The following is a 23,722-nucleotide window of genomic DNA, read 5'->3' as shown; positions in this document are numbered from 1 at the left end:
GATGTCAGAAAACGAACAAATCAGCCAGATGGAAGCAAAAGCAAGAGCACGGATGAAGGAGCGCGGCGTTGAGGTGTCAGACATTGCCGAGCTAGTCTTTTTCCTGCAAAAAAAATATCATCCGGATTTACACATTGATGAATGCACGTTGAACGTCAATCGCGTTCTCGCAAAACGCGAGGTGCAAAACGCGATTTTAACGGGCATTGAATTGGATGTTCTTGCTGAGCAGAAAAAACTGTCTGAACCAGTGCAAACGATGCTGGAAACAGATGAAAGTTTATATGGAGTGGATGAAGTTCTGGCATTTTCCATCGTGAATATTTACGGATCAATCGGGTTTACGAACTACGGTTACATCGATAAAGAAAAACCCGGAATCCTTAAACATTTGAATGATAAATCAACCGGCGAATGCCATACCTTTCTAGATGACATCGTCGGAGCGATTTCCGCGGCGGCCTCAAGCAGGCTCGCACACCGCGCGCGGCACACAGAATAAGGGCACCCTTTTGGGGCGCCCTTTTTTAAATGTATGGAATCCATTCAGTCAGTGAGTCAATGGCGTAAGCCGGTTTTTCCAAATCGTCTGTCATATGCTCTCTTTTTGTTACGCCTGTGTGCACAAGCAGCGTATCCATACCGGCGTTAATGCCGGCCATAATGTCCGTCGCGTAGTTGTCGCCGACCATGAGTGTTTCGGACACATCCGTTCCGAGAACGCGCATCGCCTGCTCCATAATGATGGATTCCGGCTTGCCGATAAATACCGGCTGTACGCCTGTGGATACGGTTAATACAGATGTCAGCGAACCGTTTCCAGGCAGGAGGCCTCTTTCGGTGGGGATCGCAATATCTCCGTTTGTGGAAATAAAGCGGGCGCCATTTCTGATGGCCAGGCAGCCGACAGCAAATTTTTCGTATGTAATGGAACGGTCAATACCAACAACGACAAAATCCGCGTTTTCCCCGCCAAACGTCAGGCCGTTTTCTTCAATCGCCTGACGGATTCCTTCTTCCCCGATCACATACACAGACGCGTCTTTTTTCTGCTGGGCGATATGCTGGGCAGTCGCCATGCTGGTCGTGAAGACCTGCTCTTCCGTTGCAGGAATATCAAAAGACACGAGCTTGTCCGCCACCTGCTTCGGTGTGCGCGAAGAGTTGTTTGTCACGAAAAGATAAGGAACGCCGCGCGCTTTCAGCGTTCTGACAAATTCACACGCTTCCTCGATTTTTTCCGTGCCATTGTACATTGTTCCGTCTAAATCAATTAAATACCCTTTATATGTTTTCATGTCCAACACTCCTGTGGCTTTCCAGTTGTTATTTAAACGCGGAAACAGGGCCAAGCTCTGTTTCCAAGTAGCTTCTGATCCGTTTCGGGAAGTCTTGAAGAGCTGTCTGATGCGCCGTGATCAGCCTGTAAAGCTCGGCGCTGTCAGCGAGCAGGTACTGCTGAACCAATGTTTTGCGGTAGGCGATCAATTTCTTGAGCTCAGTTCCCTCTTTTTCCGTGACAACTTTTTCATCAACAAGTATGTCCATAATGTCATTATAGCTGCCCGGGTCCCGCATAATAAAACCGTCAATCATGTCATTGCCTGTATCCAGAATGCACTCGATTAAGAGATGGCCTATACGATCAAGCGCCAGTCTCTCGATTTCAGACTGCCAATCTCTTTGTGAGTTAAAAAGCGCCAGCTGGTGCTCAAAGAACCCGAGTGTTTGCTCGATCTTGTTTCTGTCAACAAAATACATGACAGCATCCCCTTTGTGTATGTTTATTTTCTGATCCGTTTCAAGACAAAATACGCACAGCCGAAATTGCAGTATTCGTAAATGTATTCATCTAGTGTGCTGATTTTCGTTTCGAAGGTTGCCTTTTGATTCTGGTCGTCAAAGAAGCCCTTGAGCCTGAGCTGACCGTACCCCCAGTCTCCCACAATATAATCGTATTTATTTAAAATATCGGAGTAGCGGGCTTTAAAAGCCTCTTCGTTGAAGCCTTCTTTGAAATTGTGCACCAATTCAAATTCGGCATTTTGAATAAGAATCATGATCTCACCTCTTTTTCACTCATTCCTATCATAATTCATTGCCCCGTCCCCATCAATTGCTAAAGAATAAATCATGCGATTTGGCTACCCTACATATGAGGAGGGATTTATATATGAAACGAACTGCTGTCAGTCTCTGCCTGTTGACTGGGCTTTTATCCGGGTGCGGAGGCGCAGGATTTGATAATGCCGAGCAAAACGCCCAAAATCAGACGCAGAATCAAACCAGACCCATTCATGTGTCTGACCGCAACGAGGCTTTTAACCGGCATGATAAGAACGAACAATTTGGCTATGTCCGCTATCAAAAAGAACAATTCGATGGCGAACAGCAGCAAGCACCGGTGATGAACCGGAAAGAAACCGCTCACATGATATCAAGTTTAACGGTTCAGCTCCCCCATATTCAAGAGGCTGCAACGCTGGTGACCGATCAAGAAGCGCTTGTCGTATACAAAACCGATTCCAAAAACCGCGTGCTGACGGCCGATCAGGTGAAAAAAACAGCCGCTTCAGTGATTCCGCGATACTATCATGTGTATATTTCCGATAACCCAAACCATATGCAGTCCATCGAAAATGACAGCCATATCGGCTCCGGTTCCAGAAATATCAGAGAGAACATGTCGAGGACGATTGAAGAAATGAAAACCTCTCCGCAAGGAAGCCCTGTCTCAGAGAATGAAAATGCCAACGGAGAAACCCGCCAGGACATGAAAATCAATAGGAATGACAAAAACGCCAGATGATCTGGCGTTTTGGCATTATGCTTGTGCTTGGCGCTTTTTAGATGCTTCGTTCACCTGTTCATCGGCATGGTAAGATGAACGGACAAGCGGACCGGCTTCACAGTGGCTGAAGCCTTTTTGCATCGCGATTTCCTTTAATTCTGCAAATTCGTCAGGGTGATAGTATTTTTGGACTTTCAAGTGTTTCTTCGTCGGCTGCAGATATTGGCCGATTGCCATAATATCCACGTTGTTTGCCAAGAGGTCGTCCATAACTTCAATAATTTCCTCTTTCGTTTCACCGAGTCCGATCATGATGCTTGATTTTGTCGGAATATCAGGCTGCATTTCTTTCGCACGGCGCAAAAATTCCAGTGAACGGTCGTACGTCGCGCGCGCGCGGATTCTTGGCGTCAGGCGGCGAACCGTTTCGATATTGTGATTCAGGATGTCTGGGCGTGTATCCATCAAGGTTTTCAGGTTATCGTAGTTTCCGCCCATATCAGACGGGAGCACCTCAATTGTCGTGAACGGGCTTTTTCTGCGGATCGCACGGACCGTTTCCGCGAAAATGCCAGCTCCGCCGTCTTTCTGGTCGTCACGCGCAACAGCCGTAATGACCGCGTGTTTCAGATTCATAAGGGCGACAGAATCCGCTACGCGTTCCGGCTCTTGCAGATCAAGCTCAGTTGGAAGGCCCGTTTTGACAGCACAAAAACGGCATGCTCTTGTGCAAACAGAACCTAAAATCATAAATGTCGCTGTACGTCTGACCGCCCAGCATTCATGAATATTCGGACATTTAGCTTCTTCGCATACGGTATGCAGGTTGTTTTCCCGCATGAGTTTTTTGAGCCCTGTATAGTTTTCATTTGTATTTAATTTGATTTTGAGCCATTCGGGCTTTCTGAGGTGTTCGTCTTTCTTTGCCAATTCCCATCATCTCCAATATCCAATATACTCAAATTTCTGGCACGAAACATTCTGAAAACGAGAAAGGTGCAGGTTTTTTTTCTGCAGCATAAATCATGTTTTTCTAACTAAAGAAAGTCTTTTCTTTAGACACTTTAACATAGGAAAAATTTCTCGACAAGGGAAGATGATTACTGACATTTTTAAGCCGGCTTGCCGCAAACTATGTGTATTCAATATGAAAGGAGATTATTTTTGTGAAAGTTTTGTTATCCGCTCTTCTTCTCCTTTTGTTTGCGTTTGAGCCTTCTGCGTTTGCAAAAAAGCTTTCTGATTCAGTGCTGTCGAAACGGATGGAATTATATCATAAAGTCGAGGCTGTGACGCAAATTCCTTGGTATGCGCTCGCCGCAGTAGATCAATACGAGGAAAATGTGCGAAGCAACAGAAAAGACCTGCCTGACAAAGCGGGAATTATCAGCATCTATATACCCGATGAAATCTGGAGCGGACCTGAAAACCCGAATCCGAAAGACGATGCGCCGTTGAGCATTAAAGTGTTTGACGGAATCGGTATGGATGGTGACGGTGACGGGAAAGCCGAGGTCAGCAATGATGACGATATTTTGTATACATTCAGCCAATACTTGCTGTCGTATGGCACAGATGAAAACAACATCCGCATCGGGCTTTGGAATTATTACCGGCGTGACCAGACGGTGGGGATCATCTCTGAATTCATGAAGCTGTTTAAAACTTACGGGCATATTGATCTGGACGAGCATGCGTTTCCGCTTCCGATCAGAACCGATTACAGCTATCGAAGCACGTGGGGAGATGCACGCGGCTTCGGAGGGAGACGGATTCATGAAGGCACAGATATTTTTGCTCGTTACGGCCTTCCGGTCAGATCCACCTGTTACGGCGTAGTTGAAATGAAGGGCTGGAACCGCTTTGGCGGATGGAGAATCGGCATCAGAGACATTAACAATACGTATCATTATTTTGCCCATCTTAATGGCTTTGCCAAAGGGATAAAAGCAGGGCAAATCGTTGAGCCCGGCCAAGTGATCGGGTCAGTCGGCAGCTCAGGATACGGCCCGCCGGGAACCGCCGGGAAGTTCCCGCCGCACCTTCACTACGGCATGTATAAAGATAACGGAAAAACCGAATGGTCGTTTGATCCATACCCGCATTTGAGAGCGTGGGAGCGTTATGAGTACAAAAAAAAGAAATAACGAAAAGCCGCCTCTAAAACAGGCGGCTTATTGACTGCCTTTTTCACTTTTCGAATCGGCACCGTCCTCTTCTTTGCTGCTTGGAAGCTGGACAGATGGGGTGACACCTGTACCGCCGTTTCCGTTATAAAACTGCGGCACTTCGCCCTGTACTGCTTTAATCGATACAGGAACGTTATTTGTGATGACAGCGGTTTTGCTTGCAAACGGAATGATAACCTTCACTTTAATTTCGACAAAGATGCTGATATCAATAAGTGCATTATTAATGCCATACGGCTTGATTTTGGTTTTGACATCTGTAAAAGCGTCACCGATTAAATTGAACCGGACCGGTATTTTTGGCCCCAGGTTTCCGAGGAGACTGTTGCCTGTTACCTGTCCCAGCGGAATGTTGATCATTATATTCTCACTGGCCCCGCTGTGCCCGGTGTGGGTTTCCATCTCTTTCAAATGAGCCTGAAGCTGCTTTGTCACTTTTGTTTTCACACTGTTTATAACCTGTGTATTAAAATCGATTGTCGTTAATTTTCCGTTTTCATCAGAATTCATTTGAAACATATCTTTCATATTTTCACTGTCAGACATATAATCCTCAATTGAATCCTGAATCACCTCTGTCGCTATACGCTTCGTTTCCATCTCGCCGATGCTCATTAAAACAGGTTTAATCGAGCCATTGATCATCCAGAGGCTGACTGTTGTCGAAAGGATAAAAAAGGCAACCGACAAGAGCAGCACGTACCGGAAAGGCAAAGGTCCTCTCTTGCGAAAAGGGCCGCGATATCTTGGCAAGAAAATCCCCCCTTACATATCACAATGTATGCTTGTAAGAGGGGACATAGTAATAGCCGGGCCAAATTATTTTATTTCACCATTTTTAAAAGCGCTTCTCTGCCGCTCATGCCGGCATGGATGCCGAGATCTTCCGCGGCGTACGTGACGGATTCTAAAGGTGCGTCTAACAGCTGGTCAATGGTGCGTACCCCAACTGCGCGCCCCGCCACAATGCCCCGCTCCTTTAATTTTTCATTCAGCAGCGCCACATCAAGCGCCCCGCACATAATGTATCCATGGTCATTAGTGACCGCCATAAAATTTGTTTTTGGAAGCTTCACTGTCACAGCTGTAAAAGGCTGTCCTTCTATCATGATTGGTGTCAGATTTACCACGTCAACCTCTCCCTTCATTCATCACTTTATGATGAAGGGCAGAGCTTGTTGTGGGCTGACCTCCTTATTGCGCGAGCTTCCATGCGAGCAGATCCCGCAAAAACTCCGGCATAAAATATTCTTTTTCTGGGGCGTCGCGGATGATCGGGAACAGTCTGCCGAGCGTAAACATGTCAAGCACGGCAACGGAGTATTGTTTATGTTTATCAATCTCTTCCCCGTTCAGCGTGACGCGTGTGACATGCGTGATCCCGTCATCCAGCCGTTTCGTTTCTACATCAACACCCGCATACACCATTTTCCCCATTACTTCTCCGCGGAAGCCGAGCCCTTTGATCCGGAGCTGCTCCATTTGTTCGGAAGCGGCATGGACAATGGTCTCTTTCAGTTCTTCTCCCGTCAGGCGTACAGCCACCGGGTTGATCGGATGGGGACAGATGCGGTGCAGATCCAGCTTCGTCACAGGGCCCTCTCTCAGCGGACCGAGAATGACACCGGAATTCACCATACTCATGTCCGTCCCGCACCATTCCTTTAGCGCGAATGCCAAAAGCAAAGGCAGCTCTGATTCTTCAAACCACTTCACCTCAGCATCTTGCGCAAGCTCCGCAACGGCGTCGGACAGCTTATCTTCGGCTTCACGTTCTTTTTCATGAAGAAACGCTTTTGTTTCTTCGGATTCTCCTGTCCATTCCGCCATGTTCTGCACAGACGCTGTTTTGCTGATGATGCTTCGCTGTACGCTGTCGACTGTGATTTCTACACAGCCGACATAATGCCCGTATTTCTCGGCGCTGGCAAGCAATACGCCGTTTACCACTTGTCCATCTTCAAGCAAATGATGGGTGTGCGATTCGAGGATCACATCAATCTCAGGGACCGCTTCAGCCACTTTCTGATCATCAAGAATGCCTAAATGCGACAGCAGAACGATGATGTCGGCCTGCCCTTTCACTTCCTGAATGGTTTCCTTTACGCTTTCAAGGGCATCAGTTACTGTCCATCCCAGCTTGTCATAGACAGGATAATACGGCACGGATACGCCTAAGATAGCAATGTGCATACCGTTTTTCAATGATTTGATATGGTAAGGAACCGCCCAGGATGGACGGTTACCGTTTTTGTCATATAGATTGGAGACGATAACGGGAAATTCAGCATGATGATATAAGGCAGCGAGCTCTTCATGCGGAAGCGTGATCCCTTCGTTATTGCCGATCGTCGCTCCATCAATATGAAGACGGTTTAAGAGATCGACATTCGCTTTTCCGAAAGTCGCCTCTGTCACGAAATGAAAACGATCAAGATGATCGCCAATATCAAAAACGAGCGTCTCTCCGCTGTCTGATTGACGCTTTTTTCTTTTCTGCTCGATATAATCTACAATTTTCGGCCAGTTTTCAAAATGGCTGTGCAAATCATTGGTATGATATAAGCGGAGCTTCTCTTTCATATTATCTCTCCCTAATCGTTCAGCTGAAAATGCCTTCATAAATGAGCTGGCAGCCGATCAAAATCAACACGATCCGCATGATCATCACGATCGTTTTCGTCTTCATTTTTCTGTTGATGGCGGCGCCAAGCTTTCCGCCGATCCAAGCGCCGGGCACAAGCGCGAGGGCGTACAGCCAATTGACGTGCCCGGAAATAATATGTGAAACAGACCCTGTCATTGAGGACAGGAATATAATAAACATGGACGTTGCCACCGCAACCTTCGGCGGAAACAGGAATAACAGCATCATCGCCGGAACCATGAGCGATCCGCCGCCTATTCCGAAAAGCCCGCCTAAAAAGCCGACAACAAAAGCAATCGCAATGCCGACAGGGGCCTGATATGAATACGTATAAGGCTCACCAGCCTCATCCTGAAATGTCCGAATCATTCCTTTATGAGCTTTGTTGACCGGCCGGGCTTTCGCTTTCAGCATTAAGGTTAATGAAATAAGAATCATAAAAATGCCAAACCAAATGGAAAACGAGTTTGAATTGAACAGCTTTGACACGTAAGCCCCGAGAATACTGCCGGGCCCTGAACCGATAAAAAATATGAGCCCGCTTTTATAATCAACGGTTTTATATTTAATATAAGCCAAAGTTGAAGAAAGACCCGTAAAAATAATGACCAAAAGCGAAGTTCCAATCGCAACCTGCGGCGTCACATCTTGATACAGCGGTGTCACTGTGCTCAAAAACATCAGAGACGGAACGATGACAATTCCGCCGCCAAGCCCAATCAGGCTTCCTACCGTACCTGCAACTAATCCCAGTACGGCCAAAATCACAAACGACATCAAACAAAACCTCTTTTCTAAAATAAATCGAGCTGTCTCGGAGCAAGTCCGCTATACTCGATATCAAGCAGTTCAAGCATCTGCTTGCCGTTATCCGCGGCGTCTCCGCCGGAATTGTTATTGAACAGGACAAAAACATCCTTACATTGCTGCTGTAATTCATTCAGGTGGTTTTTCCAATCCGCAAGCTCCTGCTGATTGTAGCGGTATAAGTACCTGACCTCCCGCCAGTTTTTCCCGCCATCAGGCTTCATCCAGCCCTGCTTGTTGCGCCCGTGAAACCTGACAAGCGTTTTGTTTTCATCGGTCGCGCGCAGCACAGTCGGCACGCTGCCTTCTCCGATTTGCGGTTCATCACAGACACTGTGAATCCAGCCTTCCGCTTTCATAAATGAAAGCGTCTGCTCATAAAATGGCGGCGAGAACCAGGAGCGGTTTCTGAATTCAAGCGCGCATGGGATATCGCCCATTTGGTGCTTGCACCATCTCAAATAAGCGACATTCTCCTTCTTGCAGTCAAACCACGGCGGAAATTGAAACAGCACCATGGCGAGCTTATTGCTATGTAAATATGGCGTTAAAGACACCTTAAACGCGTCAAACATCTCCTCTTTTGAGTCAAAGGGAATGTCGCCGCGCTGATGCCCCGTCATGCCCTGATACGCTTTCACGATAAATTGGAAGGTTTCCGGCGTTTCCTTCACCCACTTTTCATTATTTCGCGCCGGCTGAATCGCGTAAAAGCTCGCGTCTAATTCAACGATCGGAAAATGGGAGGAATAGGCCTGCAATTTTTTCTGGCTGGCCGTTTTCGGCGGATAGATGCTGTCATGATCCCCCCATCCCGTCAGTCCGATATAAATCACAATCATTCACCTCTCTTCCAGTTTATCACACGTGTTTTCAGGTTTCCTCGGAAATGCTATTCATGTAGCGGGAAAACGCTGAACAAAGATGCTGATATTGTTCCTCATTCGTATCTAAGAACGCCTCTTCCCTTGAGGAAGGAATATGCTGATAGTCAATAGGCGCCTGAAACTGTTCACTCGTAAAATCGTACATCACGCCATTGATGCTGTTATAAAAATGCCAGCTCTCACCGACTTTTGTTTTATAAATGGCGCCGCCGAATTGATCCTGTATCACCAAAGCCGTCACACCGCATTGGCCGGACGACGGGCATTCTTCCGTCCATTTAGAGCTCGTATGACGCGACCATGATTGCTTGAGTATGTATTTGATATGTTCCATTGCCTCCGCCTCCTTCAAAAAAGATACCACGTTGATTGCATTTTAAAAACTGATAGGTGCTTATGTATGATAAATTAGTGGTAATGAATGACATTCCGGAGGCGAATCATGAAAATCAACCTACTTACGATCGGGACGAGGGGCGATGTACAGCCTTTTATCGCATTGGGAAAAGAATTATCAAGACGCGGTCATCATGTGACGATTTGCACTGAAGACGCATTCAAAGACCTAGCGGAGAAAAACAGGCTCTCCTTTTCAGCCATCAGAGCCGATTACGCAGATTTGACGCAATCAGAAGAAGGGAAAAACATGCTGAAAGGAAATCCGATATCAATCGTCAGACAACTGAAAACCGTCATTTACCCAATGATGGAACAAATGTTAGACGATATTTGGACGGTCGCTCAAGATGCCGATGCAATCATTTATCATCCTAAAGTATTTGGCGGTTATGATCTTGCCGAAGCCCTGCACATCCCCGCCTTTATCGCTCACCCCGTTCCTGTTATAGCTCCCACCCGCCATTTTACAAATCCCGTCTTACCGTTTGTCATGCGGAGCGGAACGCTTAACAGGGCCAGTTTTAAAATCAATCGATTATTAACCGCATCATTTTTTTCGCTGGTTAACAAGTGGAGACAGGAGACACTCGGCCTGTCTGGTAAACGTTCTGTTTTTAAGGATGATTCCGTACTGAATGGAAAGCATATTCCTATTCTGTATGGATGCAGCCCTTCCATCATTCCCTTTGACCAACAATGGGAAGGTCGTGTTTCAATGAAGGGATTCTGGTTTTTAGACGAAGATGCCTGGACCCCTCCACCTGAGCTGTTGCATTTTTTAGAAGCGGGGCCGCCTCCTTTTACCGTTAGTTTTAGCAGTATGCCATTACGAAACCCGGATCACATACTGAACATGCTTCAGCAAGCATTCAAAGAAACCGGACAGCGCGCCATTTTGCTGACGGGCTCGAGCGGGATCAACCGGACAACAGATTCACCTCATATTTTCACAGCAGGGTCCATGCCTCACAGCTGGATTTTTCCTCAATCACGAGCAGTCATTCATCATGGTGGCGCCGGGACTACGGCCGCGGCATTGAAAGCTGGCAAACCAATGATAATATGCCCATTCTCTGGGGATCAGCCTTTTTGGGCAAGAAAAATGCGAGACATCGGAGTGGCTGCTGCCCCTCTGAAAGAAAAAAAGATGTCAGTTGAAGCCTTCGTTTCCAGAATCCACGAACTGGTCTCCAACCATACGTATTCTCAACGGGCTTCTGAAGCTGCAGCTCTTATTAAAAAAGAAGATGGAGTAAGACATACTGCGGACTTTATTGAAGAAAAACTAGAGGAAAAAACCCCGGCAACATAAAATCTGCCGGGGTTTTTTACGATGGAACGACCATGGCTCCGTCATTTGCTCTTTCTGCTTTGTCCCTGCCGCTGTACACGCACCGGCCTTTACTGTATGTGGCCGAAATGCGGCAGGGAAATGTATGTCCTTCGTAAAGGCTTAGCTTATGCTTTGCAAACATCGATTCTCTCGTGACAGTGTACGGCTCCATGCCGACGAGGACAAAATCCGCATCACATCCCTCTTCAAGCCGCCCTTTTTGCTGCAGGCCGAATCGTCTCGCAGGGGCTGCCGCTGTCCATTCAGCGATGGTTTCAAACGGAATCTGATGCTCAAGCGCCAGTTCCAGCATTCCTAATAAAGTGAACTGCCCGCCGCTGATTCCGCCCCATGATAAAAACAAATTATCCTCCCGCTTTAAGGACGGACGGCAAGGAGAATGGTCAGAGGAGACCATGTCAATATGCCCCGCAATGATCGCCTCGATCAGCGCCTCCTTTGATTGCGGTGAACGGAGCGGGGGCGCGCATTTTGCGGCAGAGCCCTTTTCACGTAAATCATCGTGGCTGAACAAGAGATAATGCGGGCATGTTTCGACCGAAACATCAAGGCCTTCCTGTTTCGCCTCCCTGATCAGCCGAACCGCTTTCGCCGTGCTGATATGGACAAAATGAACCGGACACCCCGTCGCCTTCGCATACTGTATCGTGCGATACACCGCTTCAGCTTCGGCTTCCTCCGGGCGGGAGGCGGCGTACGCATCCGCATCCACCCTTCCTTTATTGGCCAAAACCATCTGCAAATAGCTTGTGATCGCGTCACTCTCCGCGTGAAGAGCGAGAATTTTTCCTGCAGCCGCGATTTCTGCCATGCCTTTGAGCAATGTCCGTTCATCAACAGAGGTGAACTCGTCTGTGCCTGATTTTGATAAAAACGCTTTAAACCCGATCGCTCCCGCCTCGGCCATTGGGCGGATGTCCTCGATATGGCCGGGCACGAGGCCGCCCCATAGCGCAAAATCCACGGCTGATTTTTGCCTGCCGAGTTCTGCTTTTGCGAGAAGATGTTCTGCCGTCACGGTTGATGGAATGCAATTGAGCGGCATATCAAAATAAGTGGTGCAGCCGCCTGCGGCCATCATTTGAGAACCTGTTTCAATCCCCTCCCAGTCCTCTCTGCCCGGTTCATTGAAATGAACATGGCAGTCTACCGCACCCGGAAACACATATTGTCCGCTGGCCTGTACAACAGCTGTCCCGCCTGCTTCAATGGCAGATCCAATCTCGGCAATGATGCCGTTTCGCACTGCAATATCAGCTTCTTTCACGCCACTTGGCGTAACTGCTTTCGCACCTTTTATCACCATATCGTAATTCATACTGATCCCCCCATGTCAGGATGACGATTTTTTATGTCAGTTTATGTCACACAACCCGTTCTATTTTGAATAGTTTACTGCTACTATGATCGTATTACATCAGCAAAACCGCTAGAATTTCTATTGAAAATTATTCATCTTAACTAATGTTTTTATAGAAAAGGAGAATGCGCTATGAATATTTTAGATGTGATGAAAATACCGGCTTATGAAAACGCCCATTTAATCGCGGGAAAAGCAGGAGGAGAAAGAGAGGTTCAGCATGTCAATATGATGGATGCTCCGGATATCGCAGACTTTCTGCATAAAAATGAATTGCTCGTCACCACCGCCTATCACCTGAAAGATCATCCGCACCAGTTATCAAAACTGATTCAGCAAATGGCAAAACGCGGCTGCGCGGGCCTAGGCATTAAAACAAAACGCTACCTAGAGGATATCCCGAAGGAAATTATCGAGCTGGCCGATTCATACGCGTTCCCGATTATTGAGCTTCCCGAACACATCCGCCTCGGCGATATTGTGAATGCCACACTCAGCCATATTCTCGATATGCGTTCTAACGAGCTGCGGCAAGCCATTTACGCGCACAAAAAATTCACAAACCACATTATGAGCGGCAAAGGGCTGCAATCTCTCCTCAAAAAGGTGTCAGACCTCCTTCAGCTTCCCGTACTGCTGCTTGACCAGCATGCTAAAATGCTGTCTGCTTCCCATCAGATTTCATTTGAAACCGAAAAGCTGAAAGGAACCCTGAATACCATATCAGGGCCGTTTTTCACTTGTTTCTCTGCGGTCTCGGACCAGAAAACCTATTCTGTCCTTCCTATTTATAATCACGAAAAAAACTGCGGCTACCTGCTGATACTTGACATGGTGCAGGCCGGCGACAAAGGATTGGTTCTCACGATTGAACAAGCGGCCAACGTGATTTCTTTTGAACTGCTGAAGGAAAATGCGCTGAAGCAATACGGGCGGCGGGCGCGCAATGAGTTTTTCAGCAATTTTATTGAACGGTCATTTTCTTCAGACGAGGAAATCAAAAACCGGGCGAAGGAATTTAAGCTGCGCTGGGATCAAAAATATATGTGCATCGCCGGAAAACTCGACCGAAATGACGAATCGATCAGCTTTACAGAAAATCAGCTCGCCTCCGACAGCGTATTCGAGTTTCTTGAAGGCGAATTATCGGCCTTCCCGTTTCCGCCCCATCTCTTTATTAAAGGAAATGTCGGCATTATTCTGATCGAAGCGACAGACAGCTGGAGTGAAATGCACGCCTCAGTGATCAGCTTTTTAGAGCAGTTCCAAACACAAGTCAAAGCTCAATTTAAACGGACTGTGTCCTTTGGCATCAGCAATATATGCCAAAAGCTCATTGATATTCCCGACGCTTTCACAGAGGCATCTGATGCCCTGCAATCAGGGCATTTGTCAAGAAGCACGGCGTTTATTCAGGTGTATCACGCCAAAGATGTGCCTGAGCTTCTTCGCCTGCTCCCGGTTGAGGATTTGAAGAAATTTTATCACTCGACACTTCAAAGCCTCGCTGAAAAACAGCAGGAGGATCAAAGCCTGCTTCATACGCTGTCCGTCTATTTAGAGACACACTGCCAAATTTCCGAGACGGCAAAGCGTCTGTACGTTCACCGGAATACGGTCATCTACCGCCTTGAAAAATGTGAGGAACTGCTGGGCAAAAGCTTAAAAGACCCTGACACGACGATGCGTTTGCGGCTTGCCTTGCGGATGCAGCGGCTGATCAGCTAACACCCGTCATATTTTCTTACAAACTAAATCGATTTTCGTCACTTTCAGCAATAACACCTGTCTTTTTCGGCTACTGTATCCAAGGACACCCGACAATCGGCACGCTATCATGTTACTAAAGTTCACATATAAAAGAAGGGACTATGGTGAAACAAAAATCGTTTGCGGTTTTTTCTCTTGGCCTGCAGCATGTGCTGGCCATGTATGCAGGTGCGATTATGGCGCCCCTGCTTGTCGGCAGGGCGCTGAACTTAACAACAGAACAACTTTCTTACTTGTTGGCGATTGACCTGTTAACATGCGGCGCCGCGACGCTTTTGCAAACCTTGCGCGGCGCATACATCGGCATCGGGCTTCCCGTCATGCTCGGCAGTCTGGTGAGTATGTGATGGAGTTCCATGCACGGGATTATTTTGCGAGTCAAAAAGTGAGCATGGCAGACCAGCCGTTTTTAACCATTGTCACCGTCCGATTTCAACTTGCAGATCCAGACGCTGATTATCACATCCGGCTTTTGCTGTCGCCGTTTGGTTATCAGGTGTATAAGAGGAGTTAGAAAAGGAAGTCCGCCGATGAGGCGGGCTTCTATATGAACTTTATAAACTTTTCACGTTTGATTACGGTCAAGTGAAACAACATCAAAAATAATGATTACGCCTTTTTAAATTCATACAGGCATTCTCCTCTTTGAATTTGTTTTTGCGTTTCAATCATTGTTTGATGACACTTTTTTCACTTGACAACACACACAGCTAAATCGAAAGAGATGTATTCACTGCTGTTTGAGCATGGATGAAAGCCGTATCAAATAATGGCACTTTAGAATCCTCTGCCTTTACTAATAAACCAATTTCAGTGCATCCGAGAATAATCCCTTCTGCTCCCCGATCTACCAAATGATTGATCATCTTCTTATACATGTTTCTGGACGACTGTTTGATTTCCCCCAAACATAGTTCCTGATAAATAATATGATTGATTAATTCTCTTTCCTCATCACTAGGCACAATGACATTGATATCGTGAGACTCAATACGTGATCTATAAAAATCTTGTTCCATCGTATACTTAGTACCAAGTAATCCTACCGAACGAATACCTTGTCTAGTGATTTGATCGGCAGTTGCATCTGCAATATGTAAAATAGGGATAGTGATCATTTCTTGGATATAGCCAATTACTTTATGCATGGTATTTGTACATATTACTATAAAATCTGCACCGGCTTTTTCTAATGATCTCGCAGCTTCCCCTAAAGCTGCACCGGCTTGATCCCAAGCCCCTTCGGACTGATAGTGTTCAATCTCCTTAAAATCAACACTGTATAAAAGGCATTTCGCCGAATGCAGTCCCCCTAATTTCTTTTTTATTTCCTCATTAATGATTCGATAATATTCAGCTGAAGATTCCCAACTCATCCCGCCAATAAGACCAATCGTTTTCATATAACCACCCCTGATAAAATTTTCAGAATATAATTAGTCATTCTAAAGTATAGGTCAATCTGATACAATCATTAATTTTTCAGGCGAATGGCCTGCGAGAAAAAGCAGACAGATGCTGAATTTCCTCAAACAAATGATTTGAGGGCAATAGCTGCATGTTTAATAGTTATTGATTATGCGTTCTCTCTTACACCTTTAGACAAAATATTCATTTTCTCTTTTTTAGACTTAAATCTATGTCGAAAATGATCGTTTGACATATCTTATACTATCCTCACTAAGGAGGTGGCAATATGGGTTACTCAAATGGATATGGCAGCTCCTTCGCTTTGATCGTGGTGCTATTCATTTTGTTAATCATTGTTGGAACTTCTTTCTTCGGTGGTTATTAAGTGTAACTTTGCCTAACTCCTCCGTGTGTGAGCACCTCCTGTTCGACAGACGCCATAAGAAGTTTTTATGGCGTTTTTGCTGTGTAATTACGACTCATACCTGAGAACGTTTCTGAACTAGGAAAATATGTATTAAATTCGTGTTTAGACATAAAAAAAGACCCTCCGTTTTGAAGGGATTATAGGAATCATCGTTTTTCAGGTTTGAAAACGATCTGAAGCAATATGAAATGTGTTTTAGGTTTGATTCTCTGTAAAGTCAGTACCGAAACCACATACTAAAACAAGTAATAACCTCAGGGATAAGGCATACCTTCTTTTTAAAAGTCATACAGGCATTCTCCCCTTTGAATTTGTGTTTGAGTCTGAAACATTTTCTGATGATATACATAGGATGTTTCAAATTCTTTTGAGTTTGCGTAAGCAGCTGCAGTCTCAAAAGCAATATCTTCAACATACGAATAGTTCTTATTCTTTTCTAAGTACTCTATGGTTTGATTCACTCCATGTTGATCTACTGCATCGACATAAAGAGCTTTTAAATATTTCTGTAATTTCGCAAACAGTTCATCACCTTGATAAAGAGCTGCCGACAACCCTTTCTTACTTATTTGGATAGCTTCATTCATTTTCCCTTGTTTAAAAAGGATTTTCGCATAGGAAAATAAAGAATGTTGCAAGTTTGAGAGCTTTTCTTTTTCTGTTATCTCCACAGCTTGCTTCATGAATACTTCCGCTTGCTCGTAATCGCCACTGTCCGCAAAATTCGTGCCTAAATTATATAGCGCAGAACTAATCAACCTCTTGTTATTCAATTCCTTAGATAACTCTAATGCCTTTTCAAGATGCGGCTGGCTTTTCTCATAACGTTTAAAATCAGTATAATTCCCTGAGATCACAAACATACACTGAACTTTTCGCACCTTATAAAGTTCATATTGATTATAAATATCCAACGCTTGTTTAACGTGATGCATAGACACATGACTTTGCTTCATACCATAATATGCTTCAGCTAACTTAAAATGAAACTCTGCTCTTTCGATCTCATCAGGGACATGTATAAGCTGCTTCTCCGCTTCTCTATAATAGTAGATAGCTTTCATGTATTGTTTTTTATCAAACTCGTACATTCCTCGGAAAAACAAAGAATAATACGACAACAGGCCAGATATGCCTTTATTTGAAACCTCAATTTTTTCAAGAAGTTCGTCAATAGTTGGTCTTATACGTGTTGTTACGGGTTCCAAATAATCTAGCATGAGTTGATGCCGAAATTTCATAAGAGAGAAGTAAATAAGCAAATACTCATTTTCTTCCATCTGATTGATCTCCTGCTCCACCTCAGCCTTTAAAATCTCTGCATCCGGGACACTAAATTGACGTATCATTTTATACCATTCATTGATCTTAACGCCAACTTCTGACGATGATAAAACCGGATTCACAAGACCCCTCCTTATATACTCTCTTATGTAATATTCTAACATTTCCAAAAATATGTATGACCGCAAAAAAACCGCAAACTTTTTCATGCTGCTCCTCTTATCAAACTCTTTGTAACAACGTCATAATCTATAGTTGAAAAAACATAATAAAGACACTTGAAATCTATATCTGTTTATCGATTACACTAGAGGAAAGCTTAAAAAGAAAGGTTGATGGGTTTGAATTTATTATATTTAGTAACAGCACTTGTCATATCAGTATTGTTAAATGTAATTTTATGTACTCAGCTAGGAAAGTTCAGAACAAGCCGAACTTCCAAATGGAAAGAAGGTATGGGAATTAATACTCCATTCGCTGCATTAGTTTGGGCTTTCCTTGCTATAACTATTGTTTTGAGTCTTATAGGCTTATTGGCTGGTGTTAGTAATTGATAAAAGGAGGAAATAAAGGAATAATTCGAGATACTTTAAAAAATATTGCCGGTAGCTAGACACGTTTCATAGACCTCTAAGTGATATGGCTGATTTAGAAAAAATGATTGCCGGATACAGAGTCTAGTATTGGAGTCGGAAAGGTAAATGAATGCCCTTGATCATCTTACTATTGTAAAAATCAATTTTTCACACGAATGAATTCCGGCTTTAAAAAAATGAAGCGTTGAAGCGGTACGTTGAATGTCTTGCAGAGGCGCGTCCGGCCAGTTCCCGAAATGCGTGTTCTCAGACAAAAATAAATAATGGGAGGAGTCAAGCTGCGTAACGGCTGTGACAGCTTTGCCTGAATGAAGGCAGTCCCTAACTCTATCAATGTGCGCCTTTTTTCCTGAGTGATTCGCTCCGCATGAATATGAATTACGCCGTTGCATCCGGCTCCCATGCCCCAGGACATATCGTCCTCCGCCCGCATGTCATAGGGAATCAGCACTGACGTCAGCTGGTCTCCCAGCTCACTGATTCTGTGGCGAAAATCTTCTTCCCCACACCCGCCGCTCAGCAGGCCGACCCGTTCCCCATTTTTCTTAAAAAGCATAGAGGCACCTGCTTTTCGATATGCGGAGCCTTCAACTTGAACAATTGTCGCCAGCACAGCCTCATCCCGATCTTCCCGGAGCGCATCTAATATTATCTGCAAATTTCCCAATGCTGCATCCTCTCTCAAAAATCGCTGGAAGAAACAACAAGTTCAGCGTGATTTTATAGGTAACTTGTATAAAGAGTAGCTGATGGAAGAAAAAATGACTCATGCTTCGTCAGAAAATGCAACACAGGGAAAGACGATTTGTAAAAAGAGTCAAACGAAGAAAACAGATTGGAGAAAAAGCGAAATCTTATCGCTAAAAAAGCTTGCGGCATTCCGCAAGCTTTTCTTTATACCGCTGTTTGACGGGCAGCGTTTTCATAAACATCAAGCGCCGCTTGGAGCGCTTTTCCTGCTTCGATCCCTGCGCCATGCCTCAGCAGCACAGCCTCTAACCCGGCAAGCACGAACAGCACGTTTTTTTTTCTGCAGCTGTAGCCCATCGTGCCGATTCTCCAGATTTTTCCCGCCAGCGGACCGAATGAGCTGGCGATTTCGATGCCGAATTGCGCCAAAAGCATATGCCGGACAGACTCGCCGTCAATGCCGCCGGGGATTTCTACACAGGTGACAACAGGCATTTTGCAGCTGTCATCTCCAAAAAGCTTCAGCCCCATTGCCTTAATCCCTGCTGCTAATGCAGCCTCATGGCGGCGATGCCGCTCAAAGCGGGCTTCAAGACCTTCTTCAAGTGTCAGCCTGACACCCTCACGCAAGGCGTACAGCATTGTCGTTGCTTCAGTATGATGATTGAGCCGTCTTTCACTCCAATAATCCTCAAGCTGGCTCAAATCAAAATAATTGCTTGTGATCGGCCGGTTCCGCGAAAGCGTTGCCCTGTCAGCTTGTGTCGCAATCCCGCGCTCCACCTTTTTTCGAGCCCCAATCACATCCGCCACCCGCTCATTATATGTAATTGGTGCCATTCCCGATGGAACAGACAAGCACTTTTGCGTGCCGCCGATGGCCGCGTCAATCTTCCAATCATCGACTTTGACCTCGCAGCCGCCAATCGTCGCAACTGCATCGACGATGAACAATGCATCCTGGGCCCGGCAGGCTTCGCCGATTGCTTCCAGCGGGTGAACCCGCCCTGTCGATGTTTCCCCATGCACCATCGCCACGATTTTCGGTTTCACTTTTTTCATTTCCCGTATGATGTCCTGCGGGTCAAAAACCGTTCCCCACTCACACTCAAGCGTATGAACATTTGCTCCATACCGCTCGGCAATTTCAGTCAGCAAATAACCGAAGCGCCCGTAAATGGGGATGAGCACATCATCTTCCGGCTCAATCACACTCGCCAGCACCGCTTCGATTCCCGCCCGTGAAGTGCCGTCAATCGGGTATGCCCAGCGGTTTTTCGTTTGAAACAGCTCCCGGAGCATTTCCATCGTTTCATTCATGATACCTGTAAACGCCGGATCGAATTGGCCGACAACCGGGGTGCTCATCACTCTTAAGACACGCGGATCGACCTCCACAGGTCCCGGCGTCATAATCGTTCTTAACGGGGTGCATAATTCTTTTCTGCCTGACACAGCCATTCCTCCCTTTATCAGTAAGCCAGTCTGTATAATAAATCAGCCAATGCGCGGACGCCGTTCTCAAGCTGTCTGGCTGAGGTATATTCCTTCGGTGAGTGGCTGATGCCGCCGCGGCTTGGCACGAACAGCATACAAGCCGGATAGCGTCTTCCGATCATTTGCGCGTCATGCCCTGCTCCGCTCACCATTTCTTCACAGCTGAGACCGTTTTCTGCCGCTGATTCAAGAGCCGCAGCCTTCAGCCTTTCGTCCATTGGCACAGGCTCTATCCGCATATATTCATCATTTATGGCACGAATCCCTTTTTGATGGCAAATGCCGTTGATCAAAGCAGCCATGTCATTATGAAATTGCTCCAGCACGTGCTGATGCTGATGGCGAATATCGATTGAAAACTGCACGCGGCCCGGTATGACATTGGCCACATTGGGCTCCGCCGTAATTTTCCCGCATGTCAGACGGAGCTCATCCGGCTGCTCATCCGACCGCAGCAGCAGCTCATGAATGATACGGCTGCTAGCTGCAAGGGGATCCTTGCGCCATTTCATAGAGGTTGTTCCCGCGTGATTGCATTCCCCCTCCAGCGTGACGAGATATCGCCTCTGCCCCGCAATACTTGTCACAACGCCGAGATCCCGGCCTGACATTTCCAATGTCTGACCCTGTTCAATGTGAAGCTCGACAAAGGCGCTGATATCTGTCCTGCAGGCTGCCTGATACTCACCTTTACCAAAACCGCACTCATACATCGCTGTTTGCAGAGAAACACCTGATTCGTCTCTCGGTTCTTCTGCATCATGTACAGAAAAAACACCAGTCAGATTCCCCGATCCCCAATAGGTCATTGGAAAACGGCTGCCCTCCTCCTCACATAAGGAGACCGCTTCAAGTGTTTTTTTCGGTGCTCCGTACGTTTCTTTGAGCTGCTTGATCGCGAGCATTGCCGCAAGAACGCCATAGGCGCCGTCATACTTTCCTCCATTGAGGACGGTATCGATATGTGAACCGGTTAAAATGACCTCATCCGGAGACTGGGTGCCCGAAAGCCTTCCAAACACATTGCCGACATCGTCGAATCTTGTTTCAAGCCCGAATGCCGACATTTCCGCCTTCACGGCAAGCTGCGCATCCATCCATTCGTTTGTATACAAAAGCCTCGTCACGCCGCCGTCCGCGGATGTGCCGTATTGGGCGAGCCATTCAATATAATCAGTAATGCTGTTTTTGACTGAAAGCTTCTGCTTTTCCATGTACTCCCCCCTCTGGCCGTTATGGTGACTTCATTATAGAAGGAGGAACACGGATAGTTCATTGGCAGATTAACCAAAAAAACGTTTATTTTTTAGTCACAATATCTATCCAGCAGCATAACGGCCAGAAAATACTCTACCTCTCAGGGCTGTTTTCATGTAAAGTCAAAAGAAAACACAATAAGGTAGAGAGCCAATATGCAAAAACGAGGCCTAAAGATATTGGAACAGTGGATATCCGCCTCCTCCAAAGGGACTAATTTACAATTTTAATGAAAAATATACAAAATAACACTTCTATCCTTTATTTCAATTTTAGATAATAGACATGATCTGATAAAAGGAGGGCAAGTGATGACCAAAATAGCAAGGTTTCTGCCGCTCGTCTTTGTATTACTGATTTCCGGATGGTTTGCGCCCGCCGCCTCAGCAAGCACGCAAACCGCACTGAGCCTGAATGAACGATTGGCTTCTTCCTATTCAGAAACCGGGGGGCTTCTCTCATTAGCCGCTCCCGCTGCACCCTACGCTGACACAGATACCTATTATGAAGGGGCTGAAGGAAAGTCAGGTGAATCGCTAAAAAGCGCCCTGCACCGCATCATCAGCGGACACACGACGCTGTCATACAGCGAAGTATGGAACGCGCTGAAAGAAACCGATGAAGACCCAAAAAACCGAAATAACGTCATCCTGCTCTATACGAATGAATCGCGGTCGAAAAACCTGAATGGCGGCAATGTCGGCGATTGGAACCGCGAGCACGTTTGGGCGAAATCCCATGGTAATTTTGGCACAAGCAAGGGGCCTGGCACCGACATTCACCATTTGCGCCCGGCTGATGTCCAAGTCAACAGCGCCAGAGGAAATATGGATTTTGACAACGGCGGCACAGAACATGCCAAAGCACCCGGAAATTATTATGACGGAGACTCATGGGAGCCCCGCGATGATGTGAAAGGCGATGTCGCCCGCATGCTGTTTTACATGGCAGTCCGTTACGAAGGTAATGACGGGTACCCTGATCTTGAACTGAATGATAAAACAGGCAACGGCTCCGCCCCTTATCACGGAAAACAATCTGTCCTCCTCGAATGGAATAGGCAGGATCCGGTTGACGACCGCGAGCGGAAAAGAAATGAAATCATTTATGAGAAATATCAGCACAACCGCAATCCTTTTATCGACCATCCTGAATGGGCCGACGACATTTGGCCGTAAGAAAAAGGTGCTCCGCAACAGGAGCACCTTTCTTAATACACAGCTTTTTCCGTTTCCGCATCGAAAAAGACGACTTGATCCATTTTCACCGCCAGCTGGATCGAATCGCCTGCGGCGATTCGCGTGTTTCCGTCCATGCGGACCGTGAGCCGCTCGTCCCCAGCCGTGACATGCACAATCAGCTCCGCTCCCAAGTTTTCATTCACTTCCGCCTTCGCTTTAAACACTGCATCAAACAACTGATCATGTCCCGTCGATTGTGTCATATGTTCTGGCCTTACGCCGGCAATCATCTGTTCTCCGGCATATCCCTTTTCCTTAAGCCGCTTCGCTTTTTCTTCAGGAATATGAAGCCGGATCGAAGGGTTTATGAAAAACAGCTCGCCATGCCGCTCTTCTATCACGCCTTTCAGAAAGTTCATTCCCGGGGAGCCGATGAAGCCTGCGACAAACAGATTCGCCGGGTAATGATAAATGTCATGAGGTTTCGCCACTTGCTGGATTTCCCCTTCATTCATCACCACAATCCGATCGCCCATCGTCATCGCTTCGGTCTGGTCATGCGTGACATAAATGACGGTTGCCTCTAAACGCTGGTGCAGCTTGCTGATTTCTGTCCGCATTGTCACTCTCAGCTTTGCGTCCAGATTCGAAAGCGGCTCATCCATTAAAAAGACCTTCGGCTCCCTCACAATCGATCTGCCAAGCGCCACCCTTTGCCGCTGCCCGCCGGAGAGTGCCTTCGGTTTTCTCTTCAGCAAATGTTCAATCTCTAAAATTCTGGCTGCCGCATGAACCCGCTCTGTAATTTCCTGTTTCGGCATCTTTCTGAGCTTTAATCCAAACGCCATATTATCAAAAACCGTCATATGCGGATAAAGCGCGTAGTTTTGGAATACCATCGCAATATCACGTTCTTTCGGCGGAAGATCATTGACCCGTTCCCCATCAATGAGGAGGTGGCCTTCAGAGATGCTCTCCAGTCCCGCCACCATCCGCAGCGTGGTCGATTTTCCGCATCCTGACGGCCCCACCAGCACCAAAAGCTCCTTATCCTTTACATCTAAATCAAAGTCCTTCACCGTTAATTGAGAGTGATATACTTTTTTGACATGCTCAAATGTTAATGAAGCCATCAGACATTCCCCCTATCTTTTGATCTGTTATTTCGTCACTGGA

The 23,722-nt window shown here is 46.3% G+C and carries 23 protein-coding genes and 4 pseudogenes; 10 read left to right on the top strand and 17 right to left on the bottom strand.

The features are described 5' to 3' along the window. Position 1: 1 nt before the first annotated feature. A complete protein-coding gene (locus tag V6D44_RS09840; RefSeq protein WP_087993324.1) occupies positions 2-502 on the top strand; it encodes a phosphatidylglycerophosphatase A family protein in 501 nt (166 codons plus the stop codon). A gap of 25 nt (positions 503-527) precedes the next feature. On the opposite strand, the gene nucF is transcribed toward V6D44_RS09840, so the two are convergent. Genes nucF through V6D44_RS09825 form a run of 3 tightly spaced genes read right to left on the bottom strand, consistent with a single transcriptional unit; the run spans position 528 to position 2,060 of the window. Continuing rightward, complete coding sequence (nucF, locus tag V6D44_RS09835; protein ID WP_087993325.1) at positions 528-1,298, bottom strand: 5' nucleotidase NucF; 771 nt, start codon at positions 1,296-1,298, stop codon at positions 528-530. Positions 1,299-1,326: 28 nt separating this feature from the next. After that, positions 1,327-1,761, bottom strand: coding sequence for a DUF86 domain-containing protein (locus V6D44_RS09830; protein WP_087993326.1), 435 nt, complete (start codon positions 1,759-1,761; stop codon positions 1,327-1,329). Between the two features lie 23 nt (positions 1,762-1,784). Next, positions 1,785-2,060 (bottom strand): YutD family protein, encoded by a 276-nt coding sequence (locus V6D44_RS09825; protein WP_087993327.1) that lies wholly within the window; start codon positions 2,058-2,060, stop codon positions 1,785-1,787. Positions 2,061-2,173: 113 nt separating this feature from the next. Here V6D44_RS09825 and V6D44_RS09820 point away from each other — a divergent pair, with 113 nt between their 5' ends. Further along, positions 2,174-2,809, top strand: a complete 636-nt coding sequence (locus tag V6D44_RS09820; protein ID WP_202328121.1) for a YhcN/YlaJ family sporulation lipoprotein — start codon at positions 2,174-2,176, stop codon at positions 2,807-2,809. A gap of 15 nt (positions 2,810-2,824) precedes the next feature. Here V6D44_RS09820 and lipA read toward each other — a convergent pair whose 3' ends face one another. Next, entirely contained in the window at positions 2,825-3,721 is an 897-nt protein-coding gene (gene lipA, locus V6D44_RS09815; protein WP_087993329.1) for a lipoyl synthase, read from the bottom strand. A gap of 236 nt (positions 3,722-3,957) precedes the next feature. On the opposite strand from lipA, the gene lytH reads away from it, so the two are divergent. After that, positions 3,958-4,938 (top strand): L-Ala--D-Glu endopeptidase, encoded by a 981-nt coding sequence (gene lytH / locus V6D44_RS09810; RefSeq protein ID WP_087993330.1) that lies wholly within the window; start codon positions 3,958-3,960, stop codon positions 4,936-4,938. A gap of 27 nt (positions 4,939-4,965) precedes the next feature. On the opposite strand, the gene yunB is transcribed toward lytH, so the two are convergent. The 6 genes from yunB to V6D44_RS09780 form a co-directional block, all read right to left on the bottom strand. Then, complete coding sequence (gene yunB / locus V6D44_RS09805) at positions 4,966-5,733, bottom strand: sporulation protein YunB (protein WP_087993331.1); 768 nt, start codon at positions 5,731-5,733, stop codon at positions 4,966-4,968. Between the two features lie 71 nt (positions 5,734-5,804). Continuing rightward, positions 5,805-6,110: a YunC family protein gene (locus tag V6D44_RS09800; protein ID WP_003240935.1), complete on the bottom strand. Its 306-nt coding sequence runs from the start codon at positions 6,108-6,110 to the stop codon at positions 5,805-5,807. Between the two features lie 64 nt (positions 6,111-6,174). Further along, on the bottom strand, positions 6,175-7,563 hold the full coding sequence (locus V6D44_RS09795) for a bifunctional metallophosphatase/5'-nucleotidase (RefSeq protein WP_087993332.1): 1,389 nt from the start codon (positions 7,561-7,563) through the stop codon (positions 6,175-6,177). A 19-nt stretch (positions 7,564-7,582) separates the two neighbouring features. Further along, positions 7,583-8,404: a sulfite exporter TauE/SafE family protein gene (locus tag V6D44_RS09790; RefSeq protein ID WP_087993333.1), complete on the bottom strand. Its 822-nt coding sequence runs from the start codon at positions 8,402-8,404 to the stop codon at positions 7,583-7,585. Positions 8,405-8,421: 17 nt separating this feature from the next. Then, positions 8,422-9,270, bottom strand: coding sequence for a DUF72 domain-containing protein (locus V6D44_RS09785; protein WP_087993344.1), 849 nt, complete (start codon positions 9,268-9,270; stop codon positions 8,422-8,424). A gap of 37 nt (positions 9,271-9,307) precedes the next feature. Next, on the bottom strand, positions 9,308-9,655 hold the full coding sequence (locus tag V6D44_RS09780) for a YunG family protein (protein ID WP_087993334.1): 348 nt from the start codon (positions 9,653-9,655) through the stop codon (positions 9,308-9,310). A gap of 108 nt (positions 9,656-9,763) precedes the next feature. Between V6D44_RS09780 and V6D44_RS09775 the strand changes: the two genes are divergently transcribed. Beyond that, positions 9,764-11,032, top strand: coding sequence for a glycosyltransferase (locus V6D44_RS09775; protein WP_333516443.1), 1,269 nt, complete (start codon positions 9,764-9,766; stop codon positions 11,030-11,032). 16 nt (positions 11,033-11,048) lie between these two features. Here V6D44_RS09775 and V6D44_RS09770 read toward each other — a convergent pair whose 3' ends face one another. Continuing rightward, positions 11,049-12,392 (bottom strand): allantoinase, encoded by a 1,344-nt coding sequence (locus V6D44_RS09770; protein ID WP_333516442.1) that lies wholly within the window; start codon positions 12,390-12,392, stop codon positions 11,049-11,051. Positions 12,393-12,566: 174 nt separating this feature from the next. On the opposite strand from V6D44_RS09770, the gene pucR reads away from it, so the two are divergent. From pucR to V6D44_RS09755, 3 genes and pseudogenes are all read left to right on the top strand, one after another. Further along, positions 12,567-14,162 (top strand): purine catabolism transcriptional regulator PucR, encoded by a 1,596-nt coding sequence (gene pucR / locus V6D44_RS09765; RefSeq protein WP_253268554.1) that lies wholly within the window; start codon positions 12,567-12,569, stop codon positions 14,160-14,162. Between the two features lie 146 nt (positions 14,163-14,308). Further along, positions 14,309-14,536 (top strand): annotated as a pseudogene (locus V6D44_RS09760) (solute carrier family 23 protein); the annotation flags it as partial. After that, positions 14,533-14,718 (top strand): annotated as a pseudogene (locus tag V6D44_RS09755) (hydroxyisourate hydrolase); the annotation flags it as partial. The pseudogenes V6D44_RS09760 and V6D44_RS09755, both read left to right, overlap by 4 nt. Before the next feature lie 196 nt (positions 14,719-14,914). Here the strand turns inward: V6D44_RS09755 and V6D44_RS09750 are convergent. Then, a complete protein-coding gene (locus V6D44_RS09750; protein ID WP_087993337.1) occupies positions 14,915-15,607 on the bottom strand; it encodes an aspartate/glutamate racemase family protein in 693 nt (230 codons plus the stop codon). Between the two features lie 293 nt (positions 15,608-15,900). On the opposite strand from V6D44_RS09750, the gene V6D44_RS09745 reads away from it, so the two are divergent. Continuing rightward, positions 15,901-15,999: a YjcZ family sporulation protein gene (locus tag V6D44_RS09745; protein ID WP_032732263.1), complete on the top strand. Its 99-nt coding sequence runs from the start codon at positions 15,901-15,903 to the stop codon at positions 15,997-15,999. 320 nt (positions 16,000-16,319) lie between these two features. On the opposite strand, the gene V6D44_RS09740 is transcribed toward V6D44_RS09745, so the two are convergent. The 4 genes and pseudogenes from V6D44_RS09740 to allC form a co-directional block, all read right to left on the bottom strand. Further along, positions 16,320-17,447 carry a Rap family tetratricopeptide repeat protein gene (locus V6D44_RS09740; protein WP_087993338.1) on the bottom strand — a complete coding sequence of 376 codons (1,128 nt, stop codon included), beginning with the start codon at positions 17,445-17,447 and terminating at the stop codon, positions 16,320-16,322. A gap of 650 nt (positions 17,448-18,097) precedes the next feature. Then, positions 18,098-18,588: pseudogene (locus tag V6D44_RS09735) on the bottom strand (XdhC family protein); the annotation flags it as partial. A gap of 227 nt (positions 18,589-18,815) precedes the next feature. Then, complete coding sequence (gene pucG / locus V6D44_RS09730; protein ID WP_333516441.1) at positions 18,816-20,066, bottom strand: (S)-ureidoglycine--glyoxylate transaminase; 1,251 nt, start codon at positions 20,064-20,066, stop codon at positions 18,816-18,818. 17 nt (positions 20,067-20,083) lie between these two features. Further along, complete coding sequence (gene allC / locus V6D44_RS09725; protein ID WP_087991050.1) at positions 20,084-21,322, bottom strand: allantoate deiminase; 1,239 nt, start codon at positions 21,320-21,322, stop codon at positions 20,084-20,086. A 201-nt stretch (positions 21,323-21,523) separates the two neighbouring features. Here allC and V6D44_RS21095 point away from each other — a divergent pair. After that, positions 21,524-21,595 (top strand): annotated as a pseudogene (locus V6D44_RS21095) (hypothetical protein); the annotation flags it as partial. A gap of 81 nt (positions 21,596-21,676) precedes the next feature. Next, positions 21,677-22,543, top strand: coding sequence for an endonuclease I family protein (locus V6D44_RS09720; RefSeq protein WP_253268557.1), 867 nt, complete (start codon positions 21,677-21,679; stop codon positions 22,541-22,543). A gap of 32 nt (positions 22,544-22,575) precedes the next feature. On the opposite strand, the gene V6D44_RS09715 is transcribed toward V6D44_RS09720, so the two are convergent. Beyond that, positions 22,576-23,679 carry an ABC transporter ATP-binding protein gene (locus V6D44_RS09715; RefSeq protein WP_253268558.1) on the bottom strand — a complete coding sequence of 368 codons (1,104 nt, stop codon included), beginning with the start codon at positions 23,677-23,679 and terminating at the stop codon, positions 22,576-22,578. Positions 23,680-23,722: the final 43 nt, after the last annotated feature.

Origin of the sequence: Bacillus sp. 0209A, from assembly GCF_036765095.1 — a bacterium.
Taxonomy (GTDB): domain Bacteria; phylum Bacillota; class Bacilli; order Bacillales; family Bacillaceae; genus Bacillus; species Bacillus subtilis_G.
The sequence above is the reverse complement of the archived record's forward strand: the minus strand, read 5'-3'. Positions and strand labels throughout refer to the sequence as shown.

Coding starts and splice junctions, on each gene's coding strand:
- V6D44_RS09840 (WP_087993324.1), top strand. CDS start 2: ATGTCAGAAAACGAACAAATCAGCCAGATGGAAGCAAAAGCAAGAGCA.
- nucF (WP_087993325.1), bottom strand. CDS start 1,298: ATGAAAACATATAAAGGGTATTTAATTGATTTAGACGGAACAATGTAC.
- V6D44_RS09830 (WP_087993326.1), bottom strand. CDS start 1,761: ATGTATTTTGTTGACAGAAACAAGATCGAGCAAACACTCGGGTTCTTT.
- V6D44_RS09825 (WP_087993327.1), bottom strand. CDS start 2,060: ATGATTCTTATTCAAAATGCCGAATTTGAATTGGTGCACAATTTCAAA.
- V6D44_RS09820 (WP_202328121.1), top strand. CDS start 2,174: ATGAAACGAACTGCTGTCAGTCTCTGCCTGTTGACTGGGCTTTTATCC.
- V6D44_RS09795 (WP_087993332.1), bottom strand. CDS start 7,563: ATGAAAGAGAAGCTCCGCTTATATCATACCAATGATTTGCACAGCCAT.
- V6D44_RS09790 (WP_087993333.1), bottom strand. CDS start 8,404: ATGTCGTTTGTGATTTTGGCCGTACTGGGATTAGTTGCAGGTACGGTA.
- V6D44_RS09780 (WP_087993334.1), bottom strand. CDS start 9,655: ATGGAACATATCAAATACATACTCAAGCAATCATGGTCGCGTCATACG.
- V6D44_RS09775 (WP_333516443.1), top strand. CDS start 9,764: ATGAAAATCAACCTACTTACGATCGGGACGAGGGGCGATGTACAGCCT.
- V6D44_RS09770 (WP_333516442.1), bottom strand. CDS start 12,392: ATGAATTACGATATGGTGATAAAAGGTGCGAAAGCAGTTACGCCAAGT.
- pucR (WP_253268554.1), top strand. CDS start 12,567: ATGAATATTTTAGATGTGATGAAAATACCGGCTTATGAAAACGCCCAT.
- V6D44_RS09750 (WP_087993337.1), bottom strand. CDS start 15,607: ATGAAAACGATTGGTCTTATTGGCGGGATGAGTTGGGAATCTTCAGCT.
- V6D44_RS09745 (WP_032732263.1), top strand. CDS start 15,901: ATGGGTTACTCAAATGGATATGGCAGCTCCTTCGCTTTGATCGTGGTG.
- allC (WP_087991050.1), bottom strand. CDS start 21,322: ATGGAAAAGCAGAAGCTTTCAGTCAAAAACAGCATTACTGATTATATT.
- V6D44_RS09720 (WP_253268557.1), top strand. CDS start 21,677: ATGACCAAAATAGCAAGGTTTCTGCCGCTCGTCTTTGTATTACTGATT.
- V6D44_RS09715 (WP_253268558.1), bottom strand. CDS start 23,679: ATGGCTTCATTAACATTTGAGCATGTCAAAAAAGTATATCACTCTCAA.